The following is a 15802-nucleotide window of genomic DNA, read 5'->3' on the forward strand; positions in this document are numbered from 1 at the left end:
GCCCTTGGGCCTCGTCACCCGGTTCGCGCCATCGCCCACCGGCTACCTCCATCGCGGCCATGCCTATTCGGCCCTGACGGCTTTTGAAGCCGCCCGCGCGAGGTCCGGCAGGTTTCTGCTGCGGATCGAGGACATCGACGCCACCCGTTGTCGACCAGACTATGAGGCAGCGATCCTGGACGATCTGGCCTGGCTGGGCCTGACCTGGGAGGAACCCGTCCGCCGCCAGTCCGAGCACATGGCGACCTACCACACCGCCCTTGAGGATCTCCGCCAGCGCGGCCTCGTCTATCGCTGCTTTCGCACCCGCCGGGAACTCGACATCGGGCGAGCCCCGCATGAGCACCAGACGCCTTTCCGGGGCGCTCCCCTGCCCCGGCTTGAGGAGGAAGCGCGCCTGGCTCGCGGCGAACCCTTTGCGTGGCGGCTTAGCCTAGAGGCTGCAGCCGAGGCCCTCAGTGGTCTAGAGCCCCTGAGCTTTTTCGAGGCTGGGTCCGGCCCTGCCGGCGAGCAGGGCTGGATTCGCGCCTGCCCTGACCTCGCGGGAGACATCGTCCTGGCCCGAAAGGATGTCGGCGTGGCCTATCATCTCGCTGTCGTGGTGGACGATGCCCTGCAGGGCGTCAGTGATGTCATTCGCGGCGAGGACCTTTTCGAGGCGGCACATGTGCAGCGCCTGCTCCAGGCCCTACTGGGCCTGCCGACGCCGACCTATCGCCATCACCGCCTCCTGACCGGTCCGGATGGAAAGCGCTATGCCAAGCGCGACAAGGCCCAGAGCCTTCGCGATCTTCGGGCCTCGGGCGTCACCGCTGCGGCCCTACGCCACGACATGGGCCTTTAGAGTACCCAGTACTGATAGGCATAGGCGGGCTGAAAGCCTTCAGAGCCATAAAGGGCCAGGGCCGGTGCGTTATCGGCCTCGACCTGCAGATAGGCGTGGCTTGCCCCCAGTTGGGCCGCCTCAGCCAGAAGGGTGGCGAACACGCGCCGCGCCAGACCCTTGCGGCGCTGCTCGGGCGCCGTTCTCATGCCGAAGAGGCCCACCCATTGGCCCTCGACCGCGCAAGCACCGAGCGCGGCCGTCGCTCCGCCCAGGTCCAGACTGGCAAATCGGGCTGGTGCCGGTATGCGCGCCAGGGTCTCCAGTCGCTCCCGCGCATCGGCAAGATTGCCGGCCGCTGAGGCCGCAAACACCGCCTCGAAGCCTGCATCCGGCCTGTCCGACAGGCGCACAGCGGCGTCAGGCTGTCCCGCGGTCCTGCCCGTCAGGACCAGGGTCTGCTTGCAGGCTTGATAGCCTCGCCGTGCCAGCCTCTGGGGCAGGTCCGCCGGTGCCGTGGCACCCTCAGTGAGCTTGAAACGCGGCGGCAGTCCCCGCGTGCCAAACCAGGCCTCTGTCGCGTCGAGCGCAGCCTCGACCTCGCGATCGGGCTCTTCCAGCGGCCAGCAGGCATTGGACCGCATTGACCATCCCGAGGTCGCATTGAGCCGCCAGCCCCCGAGCCTGGACCGTTCGCGGGCTGGCCAGGCGCGATCTGCGATCGGCTCCAGAATGACGGGATCGATGGCCAGGGCCTATCGCTCAGCCAGCAGTTTCTCGACTAGGCCACGGGCCTCGGGGCTGGACCAGTCAGCATCGCCCGACAGACGCGCCCGTTCACGGCCCTGCTTGTCATAGACTACCGTGGTCGGATAGCCGGCCGCCCGAGGCTCCATCTCGAACGACATCCTGTAGGACGGATCGCGATAGAGCTTCAGCGGGGGATTGGCCGCCATCTCAGCCTGGGCGAGGTTGAGATCGGCATCGCGGTCAACACTGACCGGCAGCACCTTGAAGGGCTGGGCGGCATAGACAGCCGCCAGCTTGGCCAGGGTCGGCATCTCTTTCTTGCAGGGTGCGCACCAGGTCGCCCAGAGGTTCATCACCACCACCTGGCCCTTGAAATCGGCAAGGGTGACCGGCTTTCCGGCCTCATCGAAGAAGGTTGTGCCGGGCGCGGCCCGCGGCGAGGCCGGGACATCAAGCTTGGCCAGCGAAGCCCGCTTGAATTCATTGAGATTGGCCGGCCCTGAGGGTTTGAACGAAGCGGCGACGATGACGTATAGAACCGCCGCGACGCCGACGAGCATGGCGGCGCCGATCGCCCACTTCAGCGGATTGCGCTTGGCCGCGCCCGTTCCGTTCTCGCCCGACTGGATTTCGCTCATATGACCGACAACGCCTCCAAAAAACCCGACACCGCCGGCGGCGGAATGGGTCAAGCCATGTGGGGCGGCAGGTTCTCGGCCAGGCCGGCGGAACTGATGCAGGCGATCAATGTCAGCATCGGCTTCGACAAGCGCCTCTGGGCGCAGGATCTGGCGGGCTCCCGCGCCCATGCCCGGATGTTGATCAGCCAAGGGGTGATTGCAAGTAGCGACGGCGAGGAAATCCTCGAAGGCCTGGCCAGGATCGAGGACGAGCTGCTGACCGGGACCTTCCCGTTCCGGGACGAGTACGAAGACATTCACATGAACATCGAGGCGCGTCTGCGTGAGCTGATCGGCCCGACGGCCGGTCGACTGCACACCGCGCGCTCGCGCAATGACCAGGTGGCACTGGATTTCCGGCTGTGGGTCCGTGAGGCCTGCGACCGCTCCGCGGCCCAGCTGGACGCCCTGCAGCGCGCCCTGCTCGCCCAGGCCGAGGCCCATGCCGACGCCCTGATGCCCGGTTTCACCCACCTGCAACCCGCCCAGCCCGTGACCTTTGGCCATCACCTGATGGCCTATGTCGAGATGTTCGGCCGGGACGCCTCGCGCTTCCGCGATGCCCGGGCCCGCATGAACGAGTGTCCGCTGGGCGCGGCGGCCCTGGCCGGCTCGCCCTTCCCGATCGATCGTCACGCCACTGCCGCAGCCCTCGACTTCGACCGTCCGACCGCCAATTCGCTGGATAGCGTCTCGGCCCGCGACTTCGCCCTGGAAGCCCTGTCTGCCGCCTCGATTACCGCCACGCACCTGTCGCGCCTGGCCGAAGAGATCGTGCTGTGGACCACACCGATGTTCGGCTTCATCAAGCTGACCGACGCTTTCACGACCGGCAGCTCGATCATGCCGCAGAAGAAGAACCCCGATGCCGCCGAGCTGATCCGCGCCAAGGTCGGCCGCATCCTCGGCTCCCTGACCACCCTGACGGTCGTGATGAAGGGCCTGCCTCTGGCCTATTCCAAGGACATGCAGGAAGACAAGGTCCCGACCTTCGAGGCCTTCGATGCCCTGGAACTGAGCCTGCTGGCCATGGCCGGCATGATCGCCGACCTGACACCCAATACCGACAAGATGGCCGCCGCCGCCGGTGCCGGCTTCTCGACGGCCACGGATCTGGCCGATTGGCTGGTGCGGACGCTGAACATGCCTTTCCGCGACGCTCACCACGTGACAGGTTCGGCCGTGAAGACAGCCGAGGCCCTTGGCGTGGATCTGGCGGACCTGTCCCTGGAGCAGTTCCAGGCGATCGAGCCCAGGATCACCGCCGAGGTCTATGCCGTCCTCACCCCGGCCGCCTCCGCGGCCAGCCGTATCAGCTATGGCGGGACCGCTCCCGCCCAGGTCCGCGCCCAGATTGCGCGTTGGAAGGAACTGCTCGGATGACCCTGCGCCCCCTCGCTCTTCTGACCCTCGCCGCGCTCAGCCTGGCCGGCCCGATGCTTTCGGGTTGTGGCAAACAGGCAGAACTGGAACGCCCGGCCCCGATGTGGGACGCGCAGAAAAAGGCCGCCTGGGAAGCCGAACGCCGCGCCGCCTCTGGCACAGCCAATCAGCCTGCCCGCGTCGGCGGGTCCCAGGAAATCCTCGACCCGGCCTCCAGCAATCGTACGGTGCGCGCTGCCCCGCTGGCCGGTACGGCACCCAACCCGTTCGGCGGTCCGTCGGCAGCCGGCTTTCCCGGCGCGACGCCCAACTGACGGCAAGCACCACACTTCATCGACCCAGCCCACAATCGCCGGCATCCCGGCGAAGGCCGGGATCTAGATGAAGCCCTGCTGATGCTCTGGATGTCTCCGGGTCCCGGCCTTTGCCGTGATGATCGGATGATGAAAGGGCTCGTGATGAGAGAGCTTCAAGTCCCGTGAACCACTTCGAATACGGCCCCGAGGGCTTGGCCTGCGAGGGCGTCTCCCTGGCGCACATCGCCGCCGAGGTTGGCACACCGGTCTATGTCTATTCCCGCGCCACCCTGGAGCGGCACTTCACCGTGTTCCGCGACGCTCTTGAACTGGCCGGAGTCGCCGCCCCCCTGATCGCCTATGCTGTGAAGGCCAACTCCAACGTGGCGGTCCTGAAGGTGCTGGGCGATCTCGGTGCCGGGGCCGACACGGTCTCGGAGGGCGAGGTCCGTCGCGCCCTTTCTGCCGGTATTCCGGCGGATCGCATTGTCTTCTCTGGCGTCGGCAAGGCCCGACGCGAGATCCAGTTTGCCCTTCAGGTCGGCGTTGCCGAGATCAATGTCGAATCCGAACCCGAGCTGAACCTGATCGCCGAGGTCGCTGCCGAACTGGGCGTCCGCGCCAAGGTGGCCTTCCGGGTCAATCCGGACGTCGCCGCCGGTGGTCACGCCAAGATCGCCACCGGCAAGGCCGAAAACAAGTTCGGCGTCTCGTTCGCCGAAGCCGCGCGCCTCTATGCCAATGCCAGCAACAATGCCGCGCTCGAGCCGATCGGCGTGGCCTGCCATATCGGCAGCCAGATCACCGACCTGGCCCCCATGCGCGCCGCCTTCAGCAAGATGCGCGGCCTGGTCGAGCAACTTCTGGCCGAAGGCCTGTCGGTGGAGCGGCTCGACCTGGGCGGCGGTCTGGGCGTGCCCTATTTCAACCATCCAGAGCCGCCCTCCCCCGCCGATTTTGCGACCATGGTCGGCGAGGTCACGGCGGGCTTGCCGGTCAGGCTGGCCTTCGAGCCCGGTCGTGTGATCGCCGCCAATGCCGGGGTGCTGGTCTCGGAAGTGATCCACGTCCACGAACGTCCGGAAGGGCGCAAGTTCCTGGTCATCGATGCGGCCATGAACGACCTGGTGCGCCCGGCCATGTACGACGCCTTCCACGACATCCGCCCGCTTGTGAAGCGCGACGGCGAGGCGGTCTATGACGTGGTCGGCCCGGTCTGCGAAACGGGCGACACCTTTACACGGGATCGGCCCATGCCGCCGCTGGCAGCAGGCGACCTGGTGGCCTTCATGTCGGCCGGGGCCTATGGAGCAGCCATGGCCAGCGAGTACAACACCCGCCCGCTGGTGCCCGAGGTACTGGTGGACGGCGACCGGTTCGCCGTGATCCGGGCGCGTCCGACCTATGACGCGATGCTGGCACGGGATCTGGTGCCGGACTGGGTGTAAAGGCCAGGCCCTTCGCGGCCATGGCGAGGGCGAGCTGCGGCATCTGGTCAATCCACACCCTTCTGCCTTGACCTTGATTTGAAATGCGCTGAGATTTGCAACGCGCTGAACATCTCAATTTTTCAGCGTATCTGCATTTGGGCTCGTTTTCTTTATATTGAAAATCTGATCTGATTTGAGACAAATCTGATGGATCTATCACTGATACTGGTGGGTGCCCACGACGGTTCGAAGACACAACAATTGGTGGCCAAGGCTTGCCAACAGGGCAAAGCGCTTCTTATCGAGCCGGTACCGTGGCTCTTTGAAAAATTGAAGGCTCGCTACTCCGACAACCCGAATATCATTCTGCACAATTCGGTCATTGCTGGCGTCGAGGGCGAAGTTGAATTCTACGCGCCGCTCGAGTCTGCAAATGAAGTAGATGAAACAGGCGATCAGCTCGGCTCTCTAAACCCAAGTCATGCCGTGTTGCACAACTCGGAATTTGAACAAAAATTCCAAAAAATTTCCGTTCACGCTGATACATTTGAATCTCTGTTTGCGAGATTCGACATAGGAAAAGTAAAATTTCTAGTGACAGATACAGAGGGTCATGATGCCGTCATTCTGTCTCAGTTTCCATTCGCCAGGACAAAACCGCGCCAGATCATGTTTGAACACAAACACATAGACGGAATTCATAGAATAGGTCTAAAATTCGCTGAATTACTGATAATGCTAGATGGTGCTGGCTACAGAATGAAAATTCTGGACCAGGAAAACTGCCTCGCACAACTCATGAACTCCGAGCCGTAAAGACCCGTCAGACCGGTAGAGTTCATCCACAACAGACGAAGTCGCTCTGTCCGCATAAGCTGCGTTGCCGCTGCCTTGATTGAGAAGAGCGGGCGAGCAGAGCTAATGGGCACCCGTCGCGGCCTGGATCATCAGTCCAGGGCACCGATGTATGGCAGGCCCCGGCTCTTGCCCTCGTCGTCGAGCCCATAGCCCACCAGATAGCGCGCGGGCGCTTCCCAGGCCACGAAATCGGGCTCCATGCCGCGATCGGTCGGCCAGGGCTTGCGGGCAAAGACAGCCGTCAGGACTTCACTGGCACCGGCGTCCTTCACAAGGCGCGAGGCCTCACTGAGCGACAGCCCGCTGTCGAACACGTCATCAACGACCAGGGCACGACGGCCGACCAGCGGGCGCTGCAGGTCAGCGCGAACCTCGCAGCGACCGGTACTCTTGCGTTCATCATGATAGGAGGCGAGCCAGAGGGCATCGAAGCGGACATTGCGACCCGCCCGCCAAAGTGCGCGGGTGAGATCGGCAGCAAACCACAGGCCACCGGTCAGTAGACAGACAGCGACAGTGTCATCATCGATGCGCGGCGCAATGGCGTTGGCGAGGGCCTGAACGCGCTCGGCGATCTCGGCTTCCGAAATCAGGACTTCGGGCTGGGCGGTGTCATTCATGATGCGCAGGTTCGTGAGAGTCGGAGGGAGGAGCTGTTTCGGCTCCGGTCTCATGTCCCGAGGGGTCGTGTCCAGCCGCAACTGCCTCGGCGGGAGCCTCCTGAGTTCCGCGCAGGGCGAGTTCCGGGTCGGCATGAGCGGCAGGGGCCTTGAGCGCCGCCTTGACCGCCTTGGCCGCGCCCGGCTCGACGGCGAAGTCGATAACCAGATCCTTGGCCGTGCGGGGCGGGTCAAGAATGGTGATCGCGAAGTGACGGATCTCGCTGGGCGGGATCTTCGGATCGGCGGCGGCGGCGATGCGACCCGCCACACGCTTGTCCTTGGCGTTGCGCAGTTCAACCCGCAAGGGCGGTGCCACCACAGTACGGTCGGTGATGTTGCGCATGATGCCGGTGATGGTCACGGCGGCATGGCCGTTTTCCAGCGAAGGCTCGGCCTTGATGTTCTCGATCACCAGACCGACGGTGTTCACCGGCAGTCCGACACTGGCATAGGCTCCAGCGGTCGCCGGCCACAGCCGCACCATGTCGATTCGGAAAATCAGAGCCCCAATGACCATGGAGGCCATGGCGGCCGCCATGCCGGCCCAGACCACGCCTGTGGTCGTGGCTTCACGCAAACGGCGCTCGGCGTCGGCGCGCGCCCGGAACACCTTGGGCAATTCCTCACCCGGCAGGGCGCTGACCGGCGGTTCAGGCTCGGGTTCAGGGACGTCTGCTTCGGCGACCGGGTCCAGAGGCACCGACATCGGATCGCCCGCGAGGGTAGAGGTCGCGGGCTCGTCGAACAGGTCCGTCGGCTCTTCATTGCGCGCGGTCCAGCGATGGCCGCACGAGGCGCAGCGCACGACACGACCAGCCGCACCGACCTTGGAGTCATCGACGAAATAGCGGCTGGCGCACTCCGGACAGGTCAGTATCATGGCCGCGAATCGTAGGCTCCCCGCACTAACAAATGGGGTCGCCGATTTTGTCCCTGATGTCCAGAAAGCCCGGCGAAACCTCATTGCGGATCGAGGCAGATCAGGGCGATGACGCCCTTCCCGTTGTTCGCTTCGAAGGCGTGTCGATGCGCTACGGACGCGCGCCCGAAACCCTGAGGGACATTGGCTTTTCCCTGGCCCCCGGGTCGTTTCACTTCCTGACCGGGGCTTCCGGGGCCGGCAAGAGCTCCCTGCTCAAACTGATCTATCTGGCCCATCGTGCGTCACGGGGTCGCGTGGAGCTGTTCGGGCGCGATGTGAGCCGTTTGCCGCCAGGAGACCTGCCGTTCCTGCGACGCCGGATCGGCGTGGTTTTCCAGGAATTCAAGCTTCTGGAGCACCTGTCGGTTTTCGACAATGCCGCCCTGCCCCTGCGGATCCAGCAACGTAAGCCGGCGACCTATCGCGACGACGTCGGAGAGCTCCTGACCTGGGTCGGCCTCGGCGAGCGGATGCACGCCCTGCCCGCCACGCTCTCGGGCGGCGAGAAGCAGCGCCTGGCCATTGCCCGCGCCGTGGTCGATCGTCCCGATGTCCTGCTGGCGGACGAACCCACCGGCAATGTCGATCCTGCCATGTCCCTTCGGCTCCTTCGCCTGTTCGTCGAGCTCAACCGGCTGGGTACGACGGTCCTGATCGCGACCCATGATGAAGAGGTGGTAGCCCGCGCCGGCCGCCCGACCCTGCATCTGGAGCAAGGCCGGCTGGTCGAGGGAGGCGACCGATGAGCGAGGTCTTCCAGGTTCAGCGCTGGCGGCCCGGTCCCCTGCTCCCGCCGCGTGATGCCCGCGACGGCTCGCTGGTCTTTGTCGTTGCGGTCCTCTGCTTTCTGGCCTGCCTGACGGCCCTGGCCGCCCTGGCCGCCAATCGTGCCGCCGAAGGCTGGACCCACCAGCTCACGGGTTCAGCGACCGTCGTCGTTCGGGCCCGTCCCAATGAAACACCCGACTCCGCTGCCGCCCGCGCTGCCGAGGCCCTGGCCGGGGTCAAGGGGGTCATCGAGGCGCGAGCCCTTTCCAGAGACAAGGCAGAGGAATTGCTCATTCCCTGGATCGGCAAGGAGGCCTTGGTCGACGATCTTCCGACGCCGCGCCTGGTGACCCTGGACCTCGATCCGACGCTCCCCGACACCGCCACGGCGCTGGATCAGGCCCTGAAAGCGGCGGGTGTTGACGCATCAGTCGACGATCACAGCCGCTGGATCGCCGATATCGAGCGCAGTGCCGGCCTGGCGCGCTGGGCGGCCCTCGGGGTCTTTGCGCTGATTGCGGCTGCGGCCGCAGCGGTCATAGCCTTCGCCACGCGGGCGGGCCTGACCGCCAGGGCGGACGTTATCGAGGTCCTGCATCTGTCCGGGGCCGAGGCCCGGTTCATCGCAGGACTGTTTCAGTGGCGCTTTGCCGTGATGGCCGCGATCGCGGGCTTGCTGGGCGGAGCCGGTGCGACCATCATCGGGGCGGCGATCCGGACCCTGGGCGGCGGTTCAGGACTGGCACCGATCCTGCCCCTGGCCTGGATAGATCTTCTGGCTCCCTTGCCCTGCCCGCTGATCGCAGCCCTGGTTGCGGGCCTCACCGCCCGCGTCGCCGCCTTGCGGCTCTTGAGGAGCATGCCGTGAAGAGCCTCGCCGCACTCTTGATCCTGGGCATGATCTGGGCCGTTGGGCTTCTGGCCTTTTCCGGGCGGGTCGAGCAGTCGACCCCGGCCAAGGAACCTCCGGTGGCTGATGGGGTGGTCGTCCTGACCGGGGCTTCGAACATCCGTCTGGAAGCGGCTACAAAGCTCCTGGAGGCCGGCAAGGGCAAGCGGTTGCTGATCTCCGGGGTCAACCGCGAAGCCACACGCGAAGACGTCCTCAACGTCACCAAGGCCGTCAAGCCGATCTATGACTGCTGTGTCGACCTCGGCTTCGCCGCCGCCAATACCGTCGGCAATGCCCGGGAGACGGCCGAATGGGCCAGGGCCAAGGGCTATCACAGCCTAATTGTGGTCACAGCCGACTATCATATGCCGCGCGCCATGCTGGAACTGCGCGCAACCCTGCCCGACACTGTGCTTTATCCCTATCCAGTCGCCACTGAGGGACTGGACGCCCATCGCTGGTGGAAGCAGAACGCCACCACACGCCGGATGGTCGTGGAATACTGCAAGTACCTGGCGATCCTGGCACGCGAAGCGTTCCTGGGCCTGGGACCGAAGGAAGAGGCCGGTTCGCCGGCGGGGAAAGCGTCTTGATCTACCTGCGTTCGTTTCTGTTTCAGCTCTATTTCTGGGTCTGGTCTGTTTTCACGGCAACCTGGATGGTGGCCCTTCTTCCCTTGCCGCGTCGCTTTGCCGTCGCCGCCCTGACCTTCTGGTCCAAAGGCCTGTTTTTTGGCCTGCGCTGGGTGGCCGACGTCAAGGTCGAGGTGCGGGGACGCGAATACCTGCCGACCGGGCCTGCGCTGGTCGCTGCCAAGCACCAGTCGATGTTCGACGTCTTCAGCCAGTTTGGCCTGCTGCCCGACGCCTGTTTCGTCATGAAGAAGGAACTGCTGAACGTACCGCTGTTCGGCTGGCACGGCCTGAAGGCCGGCATGGTCGTCGTCGACCGCGCCGGTCACTCGGCGGCCCTGAAAAAGCTGGTCCGCGACACGCTGGAGAAGATGAAAGAGGTTCGCCAGGTGGTGATCTTCCCCGAAGGCACCCGCGGCGCGGTCGGCGTTCCCGGCGACTACAAGCCCGGCATCGCCGCCCTCTATCGCGAGCTCGACCTGCCGGTGACACCCCTGGCGCTGAACTGCGGCGTCCACTGGGGCAAGAGCTTCCTGGTCAAGCCCGGCACGATCGTCTTCGAATACCTGCCGCCGATCCCCGCCGGCCTGAAGCGCGGCGAGTTCATGCGCGAACTGCAGACCCGCATCGACACCGCGACCAAGGCCCTCGAGGACGAAGGGATTTAGGCCCCCTCCCGCGCCGCGACCAGCTTCAGCAACGCCTCCATGGCGTGATCGCGCACGCCGTCCTCGCGCAGGTGGCCGACGAGGTCGCTCAGATAGTCGATATTGCGCCCCGACAACCCCTTGGCGCCGGCGATCAGGTCGGCCTGTTGCTCCAGGCTCAAGGCTCCGGCCCACTGGCTGTGCTTCATGTCCGACAGGAAGACCAGCGAGGAGACCTTGCCCGCCTCGCCGTCGATCTTCAGATCGCTCCAGGCCTCGAAATAGGTTTCGGTCGGCTGCTCGCGTTCACGCAGATAGGCATAGACCTCTTCCCACCGCGCCGCCGCCACCCGATAGGCCGCCCCGCGCACCGAGCCGCCGGGCGCCAGGCCCAGAACCAGCCCCGGACGCTCGTAGGTGCCCCGGTGATGGACCGAATAGATGCAGAAGGCGCGACGACGGCCGTGGAGAACCGCGCGTCTTCGCTCTACAAACGGGAACCCGGGACGCCACATGAGCGATCCGTATCCGAACACCCAACGGTCTCCGCTCTCGACGCTCATCTTCAATCCCGACTGGACGCACGCATTCATGACCCATACCGACGCCGCGCCCCCTCGCAAAGTCCGCCGACGGGGTCTGTTTGCGCCTTTCATCATCACGCTGGTCTTTGCGGCGGCCTGGTGTGTCGGCTGGTTCTGGCTGCGCACCCAGGCCGAGCAGCGGATGGACGTGGCGGCGGCCTCACTGAAGTCCCGCGGCTATGACCTGTCCTGGAGCGCCCGCACCTTTTCCGGCTTCCCGTTCCGTCTCGATGTGAACCTGGCTGATGCCCGGGTCGCCGAGCCCTCCGGCTGGGCGCTGCGTCTGCCTGAGCTCAAGGCCGAGGCGATGATCTATGGTCTGGACCACTGGGTGGCCACGGCCCCGCGCGGAGCCCTCCTGACCCGCCCTGACGGCGGCGACGTGGCCATCGGCGGTCAGGCCCTGCGCGCCAGCCTGGCAGGACTGAAGGCGTATCCGCCCCGGATTTCCGTCGAAGGTGCCGGCCTGGTCTTCTCAACCGCCCCGGAGGCCGCGCCCTTTCCGCTACGCTCGGTCGAGACCCTGCAGTTGCACCTCCGCCCCGGCCCCGATGATCAGGCCGCCATTCTGTTCAAGGCGGATGGAGCACGGGTCAATTTCACGGGCCTGCTCGGCCGGATCGCCCAGGAAAACACCGCCAGCATGATCCTCGACGCCCGTCTTTCCAAGGTCTCGGCCCTGAGGGGCGGCAACTGGACCGACGCGGTGGGGAAATGGAGCACCAGCGGCGGCGCGATCACCATGGAGAATGCCAAGATTACCGCCGGCGAAGCCGAAGGCACAGCGAAGTCCGGTGCCCTGACCGTCGACGCCGCTGGCCGGCTGCAGGGCAAGCTGGAGGTCGTGCTCAACGAGCGGGTCGACCCCAGGACCGCCCGGACGCCGGAACAGATCCTCGCCGCAGCCGCCCAGGCCCTTGGCCGCGAGCCGATCATCGAGGCCAGCCTGATCCTGCAGGATGGCCGCACCCGCCTCGGAAGCCTCGACACAGGGCCATCTCCGCGCATCTTCTGACCCTTGAGCCGCGCAAGTTTCTTGCCGTGAACGCCACCTATTGCGCCAGCGGCGGCAAGGACTATGGTCCGCCCTCCAATTTCGGGGATAAACATGGGTACCGACGCGGCCAAAGCGCCTCCGTCTCTTGAGGAAGTCCGATGGCGACTCGACGCCATTGATGGCGAGCTTTTGAAGCTGCTGGACGAGCGGGCGTCGCTGGCTGGTTCGGTAGCGGCGGCCAAAAGGGCGGCGGGCGACACCGGGTTTGGCCTGCGCCCCGGCCGCGAGGCCCTGATCATCCGCAGGCTGCTGGCCGCGCCCCGCAGTGCCGCCAATGACGCGCTGGTCATCCGGATCTGGCGCGAGATCATGAGCGACAATCTTTCGCGACAGGGCCCCTATCATCTGGCCGTCTGGGGCGGCAAGGATCCGACCCGCACCGTCGAATTGACGCGCCTGAGGTTCGGAACCGCCCCGCGCCTGCAGGTCCTGCCCGAGGCCAAGGATGTGCTGGGCGCAGCCAAAACGCCCTGGGGCGTCGGGGTGCTGGCGCTGACCCCCGACAGCAACTGGTGGGGAAGACTGCTGGCCGAGCCGAAGCTGAAGGTGTTCGCGGCCCTGCCCTGCCTCAACCGTTGGGGTCCTCAGGCCGCCCTCGCCGTCGCCGAGGTCGAGGTCGAGCCCACGGGCGGCGACCAGACCTTCTGGGTCACTGATTCGCCCAAGAGCGCCGCCGCGATCGTCGAGGCGCTGAGCCCCAGCGGCGTCGCCGCCGAACCCCTGGCCGCGTCGGGCGGTCTGAAGTTGTTTTCGTTGTCGGGCTTCTTCCAGGTCAATGACGAGCGCCTGGCCCAGGCCCCCGGCAAACTGACCGGCGTGATCGGTGCGGCACCGACACCGTTCGACCTTTAAACGGGCGACGTGTAAGACGACCGCGCAATCGCCCCGAGTAAATCCATGACCACGCCTGCTCCTGATCGCTCCGCCGCCCCGCGCCCTCAGCCCAAGCCGGGCCTGATGGATATTCATGCCTATGTCGGCGGCAAGTCGAAGATCGAGGGCATCGCCCATCCGGTGAAGCTGTCCAGCAACGAGAACGTGCTGGGTTGCAGCGAGGCGGCCAAGGAAGCCTATCGCACTGCCGTCGATCGGCTGCACCTCTATCCCGATGGCAAGGCCAATGGCCTGCGCGCCGCAGTGGCCGAGCGCTACCGGCTGGAGCCCGAACGCCTGACCTTCGGCGACGGCAGCGACGAGATCTTCGCCCTGCTGTGCCAGGTCTATCTCGAGCCCGGCGACAATATCGTCCAGGGCGAGCACGGCTTCGCTGCCTATGCGATCGGGGCCCGCGCTTGCCAGGCCGAGGTGCGCATGGCCAGGGAGCCGGGCCAGCGGATCGATGCCGACGAGATCGCCAAGTGCATTGACGAGCGTACGCGGCTCGTCTTCATCGCCAATCCGGCCAACCCCACCGGCACCTGGCTGACCGGCGAGGAGATCCGCGCCCTGCACGCCGCCATCCCGCCCTCGGTGGTGCTGGTGCTGGACGGTGCCTATGCCGAGTTCGCCACCGATCCGCGCTTCGAGGACGGGCTGGACCTGGCCCGCACGGCGGAAAATGTCATCGTCACCCGCACCTTTTCGAAGATCCACGGCCTGGCCGCCCTGCGGGTCGGCTGGGGCTATGGGCCCGCCGGGATCATTGAGCCGATCGAGCGTATCCGGCCGCCGTTCAACACCTCGATCCCGGGCCAGGAAGCCGCTATCGCGGCCCTGGCCGACCTTGAGTTTCAGGCCCATTCGGTGGACCTGGTCGAGCAATGGCGTCCATTCCTGGCCCAGCAGCTCGGTGGCCTGGGCCTCGAGGTCACGCCCTCGGCCGCCAATTTCGTCCTGGTCAACTTCCCTGACCAGCCGGGCAAGACCGCGCGGGAGGCCGAGGCCTTCCTGGCGACGAAGGGCTATCTGGTCCGCGCCGTGGCGAATTACGGCCTGCCGGACGCCATTCGCATCACCATCGGCCTCGAGGCTCACAACCGGGCCGTGGTTGAGCTCCTGTCCGAGTTCATGGGTCGCTGATGCCGAAGTCCGGAATTCTCTATCCCAAGATGACCGTGATCGGCTGTGGCCTGATCGGCGGTTCGGTGATCCGCGCCGCCCGCGCCCACGGTGTGGTCAGCGAGATCACTGTCGCTGACGCCAGCCAAGCCCACCGGGCCCGAGTGGTCGAGCTGGGGATCGCCGACCACGTCACCGGCGATATTGCCGAAGCGGTTCGCGACGCCGATCTGGTCGTTATCGCCACCCCGGTCCTCTCGGTCCCCGAACTGGCCGGCCTGGTGATCCCGGCCATGAAGCCGGGGGCCACCCTGACGGACGTCGGCTCGACCAAGGCCAATGTCGCAGAGGCCTTCCGCGCCCAGGACATCTCGAAGATCTTCGCCATCCCCGGCCACCCGATCGCCGGTACCGAGCAGTCGGGCCCCGACGCAGGCTTCTCCGAGCTGTTCGAAAACCGCTGGACGATCCTGACCCCCTTCGAGAGCGACGACGAACACTACGCCGCCGCCGTCGCCAAGCTGTCGGCCCTGTGGCGCGCCTTCGGGGCCCAGGTCGAACTGATGGACGAGAAGCACCATGATCTGGTGCTGGCCGTCGTCAGCCATTTGCCCCACCTGATCGCCTACACCATCGTCGGCAGTGCGGCCGATCTGGAGAACGTCACCGAAAGCGAGGTGATCAAGTTCTCAGCCTCGGGCTTCCGCGACTTCACGCGCATCGCCGCCAGCGACCCGACCATGTGGCGCGACATCTTCATCGCCAACAAGGACGCGGTGCTGGAGATGCTGGGCCGCTTCACCGAGGATTTGCAGGCCATGAGCCGGGCCATCCGCTGGGGCGATGCCGACACCCTGCACAGCCACTTCACCCGCACCCGCGCCATACGGCGGGGGATCGTGGCGGCGGGCCAGGAAAGCGCCGAGCCGAACTTCGGCCGTGATCGCGGCAAGCACTAGCACCATCCTGGGCTCAGGATCGTGCCCGTGAGCCTGCTCGTCTGACAAATCACAGGCCTGCCAATCCCCGACATATGCCCGCAACATTTCGGGCGGATCACGCTGAACAGGAAACATGTCGGAAGGGACCCCACACCATGCGCCGCACCATCATCGCCGCCGCCCTGGCCTCCATCACCACCCTCGCCGCCGGCGCAGCCATGGCCCAGATGCCGCCCCCCGCCGAGATCATCAAGGCCTGGGACAAGAACGCTGACGGCGTCGTCGACAAGGCTGAATGGGTGGCCGCCGGCCGTCCGGAAGACCGCTTCGCCATGGTCGATGCCGACCACGACGGCAAGGTCACCGCTGATGAACTGGCCGCCGCCATGGCCCGCATGCGCGCCAGCCAGCCAGGCGGCGGCGCGCCGCCCGCCGAGCCCAAGAACTAGGCTTGCCGTCAGGCTGAGAAAGCAGCGCCG

Annotated in this window: 19 protein-coding genes; 14 read left to right on the forward strand and 5 right to left on the reverse strand. The window is 65.9% G+C overall.

The genetic code is table 11. The features are described from left to right. Window positions 1-4: 4 nt before the first annotated feature. A complete protein-coding gene (gene gluQRS / locus AQ619_RS10740) occupies window positions 5-844 on the forward strand; it encodes a tRNA glutamyl-Q(34) synthetase GluQRS (protein WP_062147122.1) in 840 nt (279 codons plus the stop codon). On the opposite strand, the gene AQ619_RS10745 is transcribed toward gluQRS, so the two are convergent. Together AQ619_RS10745 and AQ619_RS10750 are read right to left on the reverse strand one after the other, a co-directional pair. Next, window positions 841-1575 (reverse strand): GNAT family N-acetyltransferase, encoded by a 735-nt coding sequence (locus AQ619_RS10745; RefSeq protein WP_062147125.1) that lies wholly within the window; start codon window positions 1573-1575, stop codon window positions 841-843. The genes gluQRS and AQ619_RS10745 overlap by 4 nt on opposite strands. Before the next feature lie 3 nt (window positions 1576-1578). After that, entirely contained in the window at window positions 1579-2211 is a 633-nt protein-coding gene (locus AQ619_RS10750) for a TlpA family protein disulfide reductase (protein WP_062147127.1), read from the reverse strand. Between AQ619_RS10750 and argH the strand changes: the two genes are divergently transcribed. The 4 genes from argH (at window position 2212) to AQ619_RS10770 (ending at window position 6178) form a co-directional block, all read left to right on the forward strand. After that, window positions 2212-3636: an argininosuccinate lyase gene (gene argH / locus AQ619_RS10755; protein WP_378109064.1), complete on the forward strand. Its 1425-nt coding sequence runs from the start codon at window positions 2212-2214 to the stop codon at window positions 3634-3636. Then, window positions 3633-3950, forward strand: coding sequence for a hypothetical protein (locus AQ619_RS10760; protein ID WP_236849454.1), 318 nt, complete (start codon window positions 3633-3635; stop codon window positions 3948-3950). The genes argH and AQ619_RS10760 overlap by 4 nt, the downstream gene beginning before the upstream one ends. A 164-nt stretch (window positions 3951-4114) precedes the next feature. Next, on the forward strand, window positions 4115-5380 hold the full coding sequence (gene lysA / locus AQ619_RS10765) for a diaminopimelate decarboxylase (protein WP_062147131.1): 1266 nt from the start codon (window positions 4115-4117) through the stop codon (window positions 5378-5380). Window positions 5381-5569: 189 nt separating this feature from the next. Beyond that, a complete protein-coding gene (locus AQ619_RS10770) occupies window positions 5570-6178 on the forward strand; it encodes an FkbM family methyltransferase (protein WP_062147134.1) in 609 nt (202 codons plus the stop codon). A gap of 131 nt (window positions 6179-6309) precedes the next feature. Here the strand turns inward: AQ619_RS10770 and AQ619_RS10775 are convergent, their stop codons facing one another. Then, the gene (locus tag AQ619_RS10775; protein ID WP_166504215.1) at window positions 6310-6894 is read right to left on the reverse strand and encodes a phosphoribosyltransferase; all 585 of its coding nucleotides are present in this window, start codon (window positions 6892-6894) and stop codon (window positions 6310-6312) included. Further along, a complete protein-coding gene (locus tag AQ619_RS10780) occupies window positions 6833-7762 on the reverse strand; it encodes an MJ0042-type zinc finger domain-containing protein (RefSeq protein WP_166504216.1) in 930 nt (309 codons plus the stop codon). Before AQ619_RS10780 ends, AQ619_RS10775 begins: the two co-directional genes overlap by 62 nt. Before the next feature lie 83 nt (window positions 7763-7845). Here AQ619_RS10780 and ftsE point away from each other — a divergent pair, with 83 nt between their 5' ends. From ftsE to AQ619_RS10800, 4 genes are read left to right on the forward strand one after another with little or no spacing between them, the layout of a single operon-like run. Further along, a complete protein-coding gene (ftsE, locus tag AQ619_RS10785) occupies window positions 7846-8550 on the forward strand; it encodes a cell division ATP-binding protein FtsE (RefSeq protein ID WP_166504344.1) in 705 nt (234 codons plus the stop codon). Then, window positions 8547-9440, forward strand: coding sequence for a cell division protein FtsX (locus AQ619_RS10790; protein ID WP_062147140.1), 894 nt, complete (start codon window positions 8547-8549; stop codon window positions 9438-9440). Before ftsE ends, AQ619_RS10790 begins: the two co-directional genes overlap by 4 nt. Then, the gene (locus tag AQ619_RS10795) at window positions 9437-10057 is read left to right on the forward strand and encodes a YdcF family protein (protein WP_062147142.1); all 621 of its coding nucleotides are present in this window, start codon (window positions 9437-9439) and stop codon (window positions 10055-10057) included. The genes AQ619_RS10790 and AQ619_RS10795 overlap by 4 nt, the downstream gene beginning before the upstream one ends. After that, window positions 10054-10764 (forward strand): lysophospholipid acyltransferase family protein, encoded by a 711-nt coding sequence (locus tag AQ619_RS10800; protein ID WP_062147144.1) that lies wholly within the window; start codon window positions 10054-10056, stop codon window positions 10762-10764. The genes AQ619_RS10795 and AQ619_RS10800 overlap by 4 nt, the downstream gene beginning before the upstream one ends. Here the strand turns inward: AQ619_RS10800 and AQ619_RS10805 are convergent. Beyond that, window positions 10761-11306 carry a gamma-glutamylcyclotransferase gene (locus AQ619_RS10805; protein WP_062147146.1) on the reverse strand — a complete coding sequence of 182 codons (546 nt, stop codon included), beginning with the start codon at window positions 11304-11306 and terminating at the stop codon, window positions 10761-10763. The genes AQ619_RS10800 and AQ619_RS10805 overlap by 4 nt on opposite strands. Between AQ619_RS10805 and AQ619_RS10810 the strand changes: the two genes are divergently transcribed. From AQ619_RS10810 to AQ619_RS10830, 5 genes are all read left to right on the forward strand, one after another. After that, the gene (locus tag AQ619_RS10810) at window positions 11257-12342 is read left to right on the forward strand and encodes a DUF2125 domain-containing protein (RefSeq protein ID WP_335338034.1); all 1086 of its coding nucleotides are present in this window, start codon (window positions 11257-11259) and stop codon (window positions 12340-12342) included. The two genes, AQ619_RS10805 and AQ619_RS10810, sit on opposite strands and share 50 nt — an antisense overlap. Window positions 12343-12435: 93 nt before the next feature. After that, window positions 12436-13236: a chorismate mutase gene (locus AQ619_RS10815; RefSeq protein ID WP_062147151.1), complete on the forward strand. Its 801-nt coding sequence runs from the start codon at window positions 12436-12438 to the stop codon at window positions 13234-13236. A 45-nt stretch (window positions 13237-13281) separates the two neighbouring features. Continuing rightward, window positions 13282-14403 carry a histidinol-phosphate transaminase gene (gene hisC / locus AQ619_RS10820; RefSeq protein ID WP_062147153.1) on the forward strand — a complete coding sequence of 374 codons (1122 nt, stop codon included), beginning with the start codon at window positions 13282-13284 and terminating at the stop codon, window positions 14401-14403. Next, window positions 14403-15341 carry a prephenate/arogenate dehydrogenase family protein gene (locus AQ619_RS10825; protein ID WP_062147154.1) on the forward strand — a complete coding sequence of 313 codons (939 nt, stop codon included), beginning with the start codon at window positions 14403-14405 and terminating at the stop codon, window positions 15339-15341. The genes hisC and AQ619_RS10825 overlap by 1 nt, the downstream gene beginning before the upstream one ends. 137 nt (window positions 15342-15478) lie before the next feature. After that, on the forward strand, window positions 15479-15772 hold the full coding sequence (locus tag AQ619_RS10830) for an EF-hand domain-containing protein (RefSeq protein WP_062147155.1): 294 nt from the start codon (window positions 15479-15481) through the stop codon (window positions 15770-15772). The last annotated feature ends 30 nt before the right edge of the window (window positions 15773-15802 follow it).

This window comes from Caulobacter henricii (genome assembly GCF_001414055.1).
GTDB classification, from domain to species: Bacteria; Pseudomonadota; Alphaproteobacteria; order Caulobacterales; family Caulobacteraceae; genus Caulobacter; species Caulobacter henricii.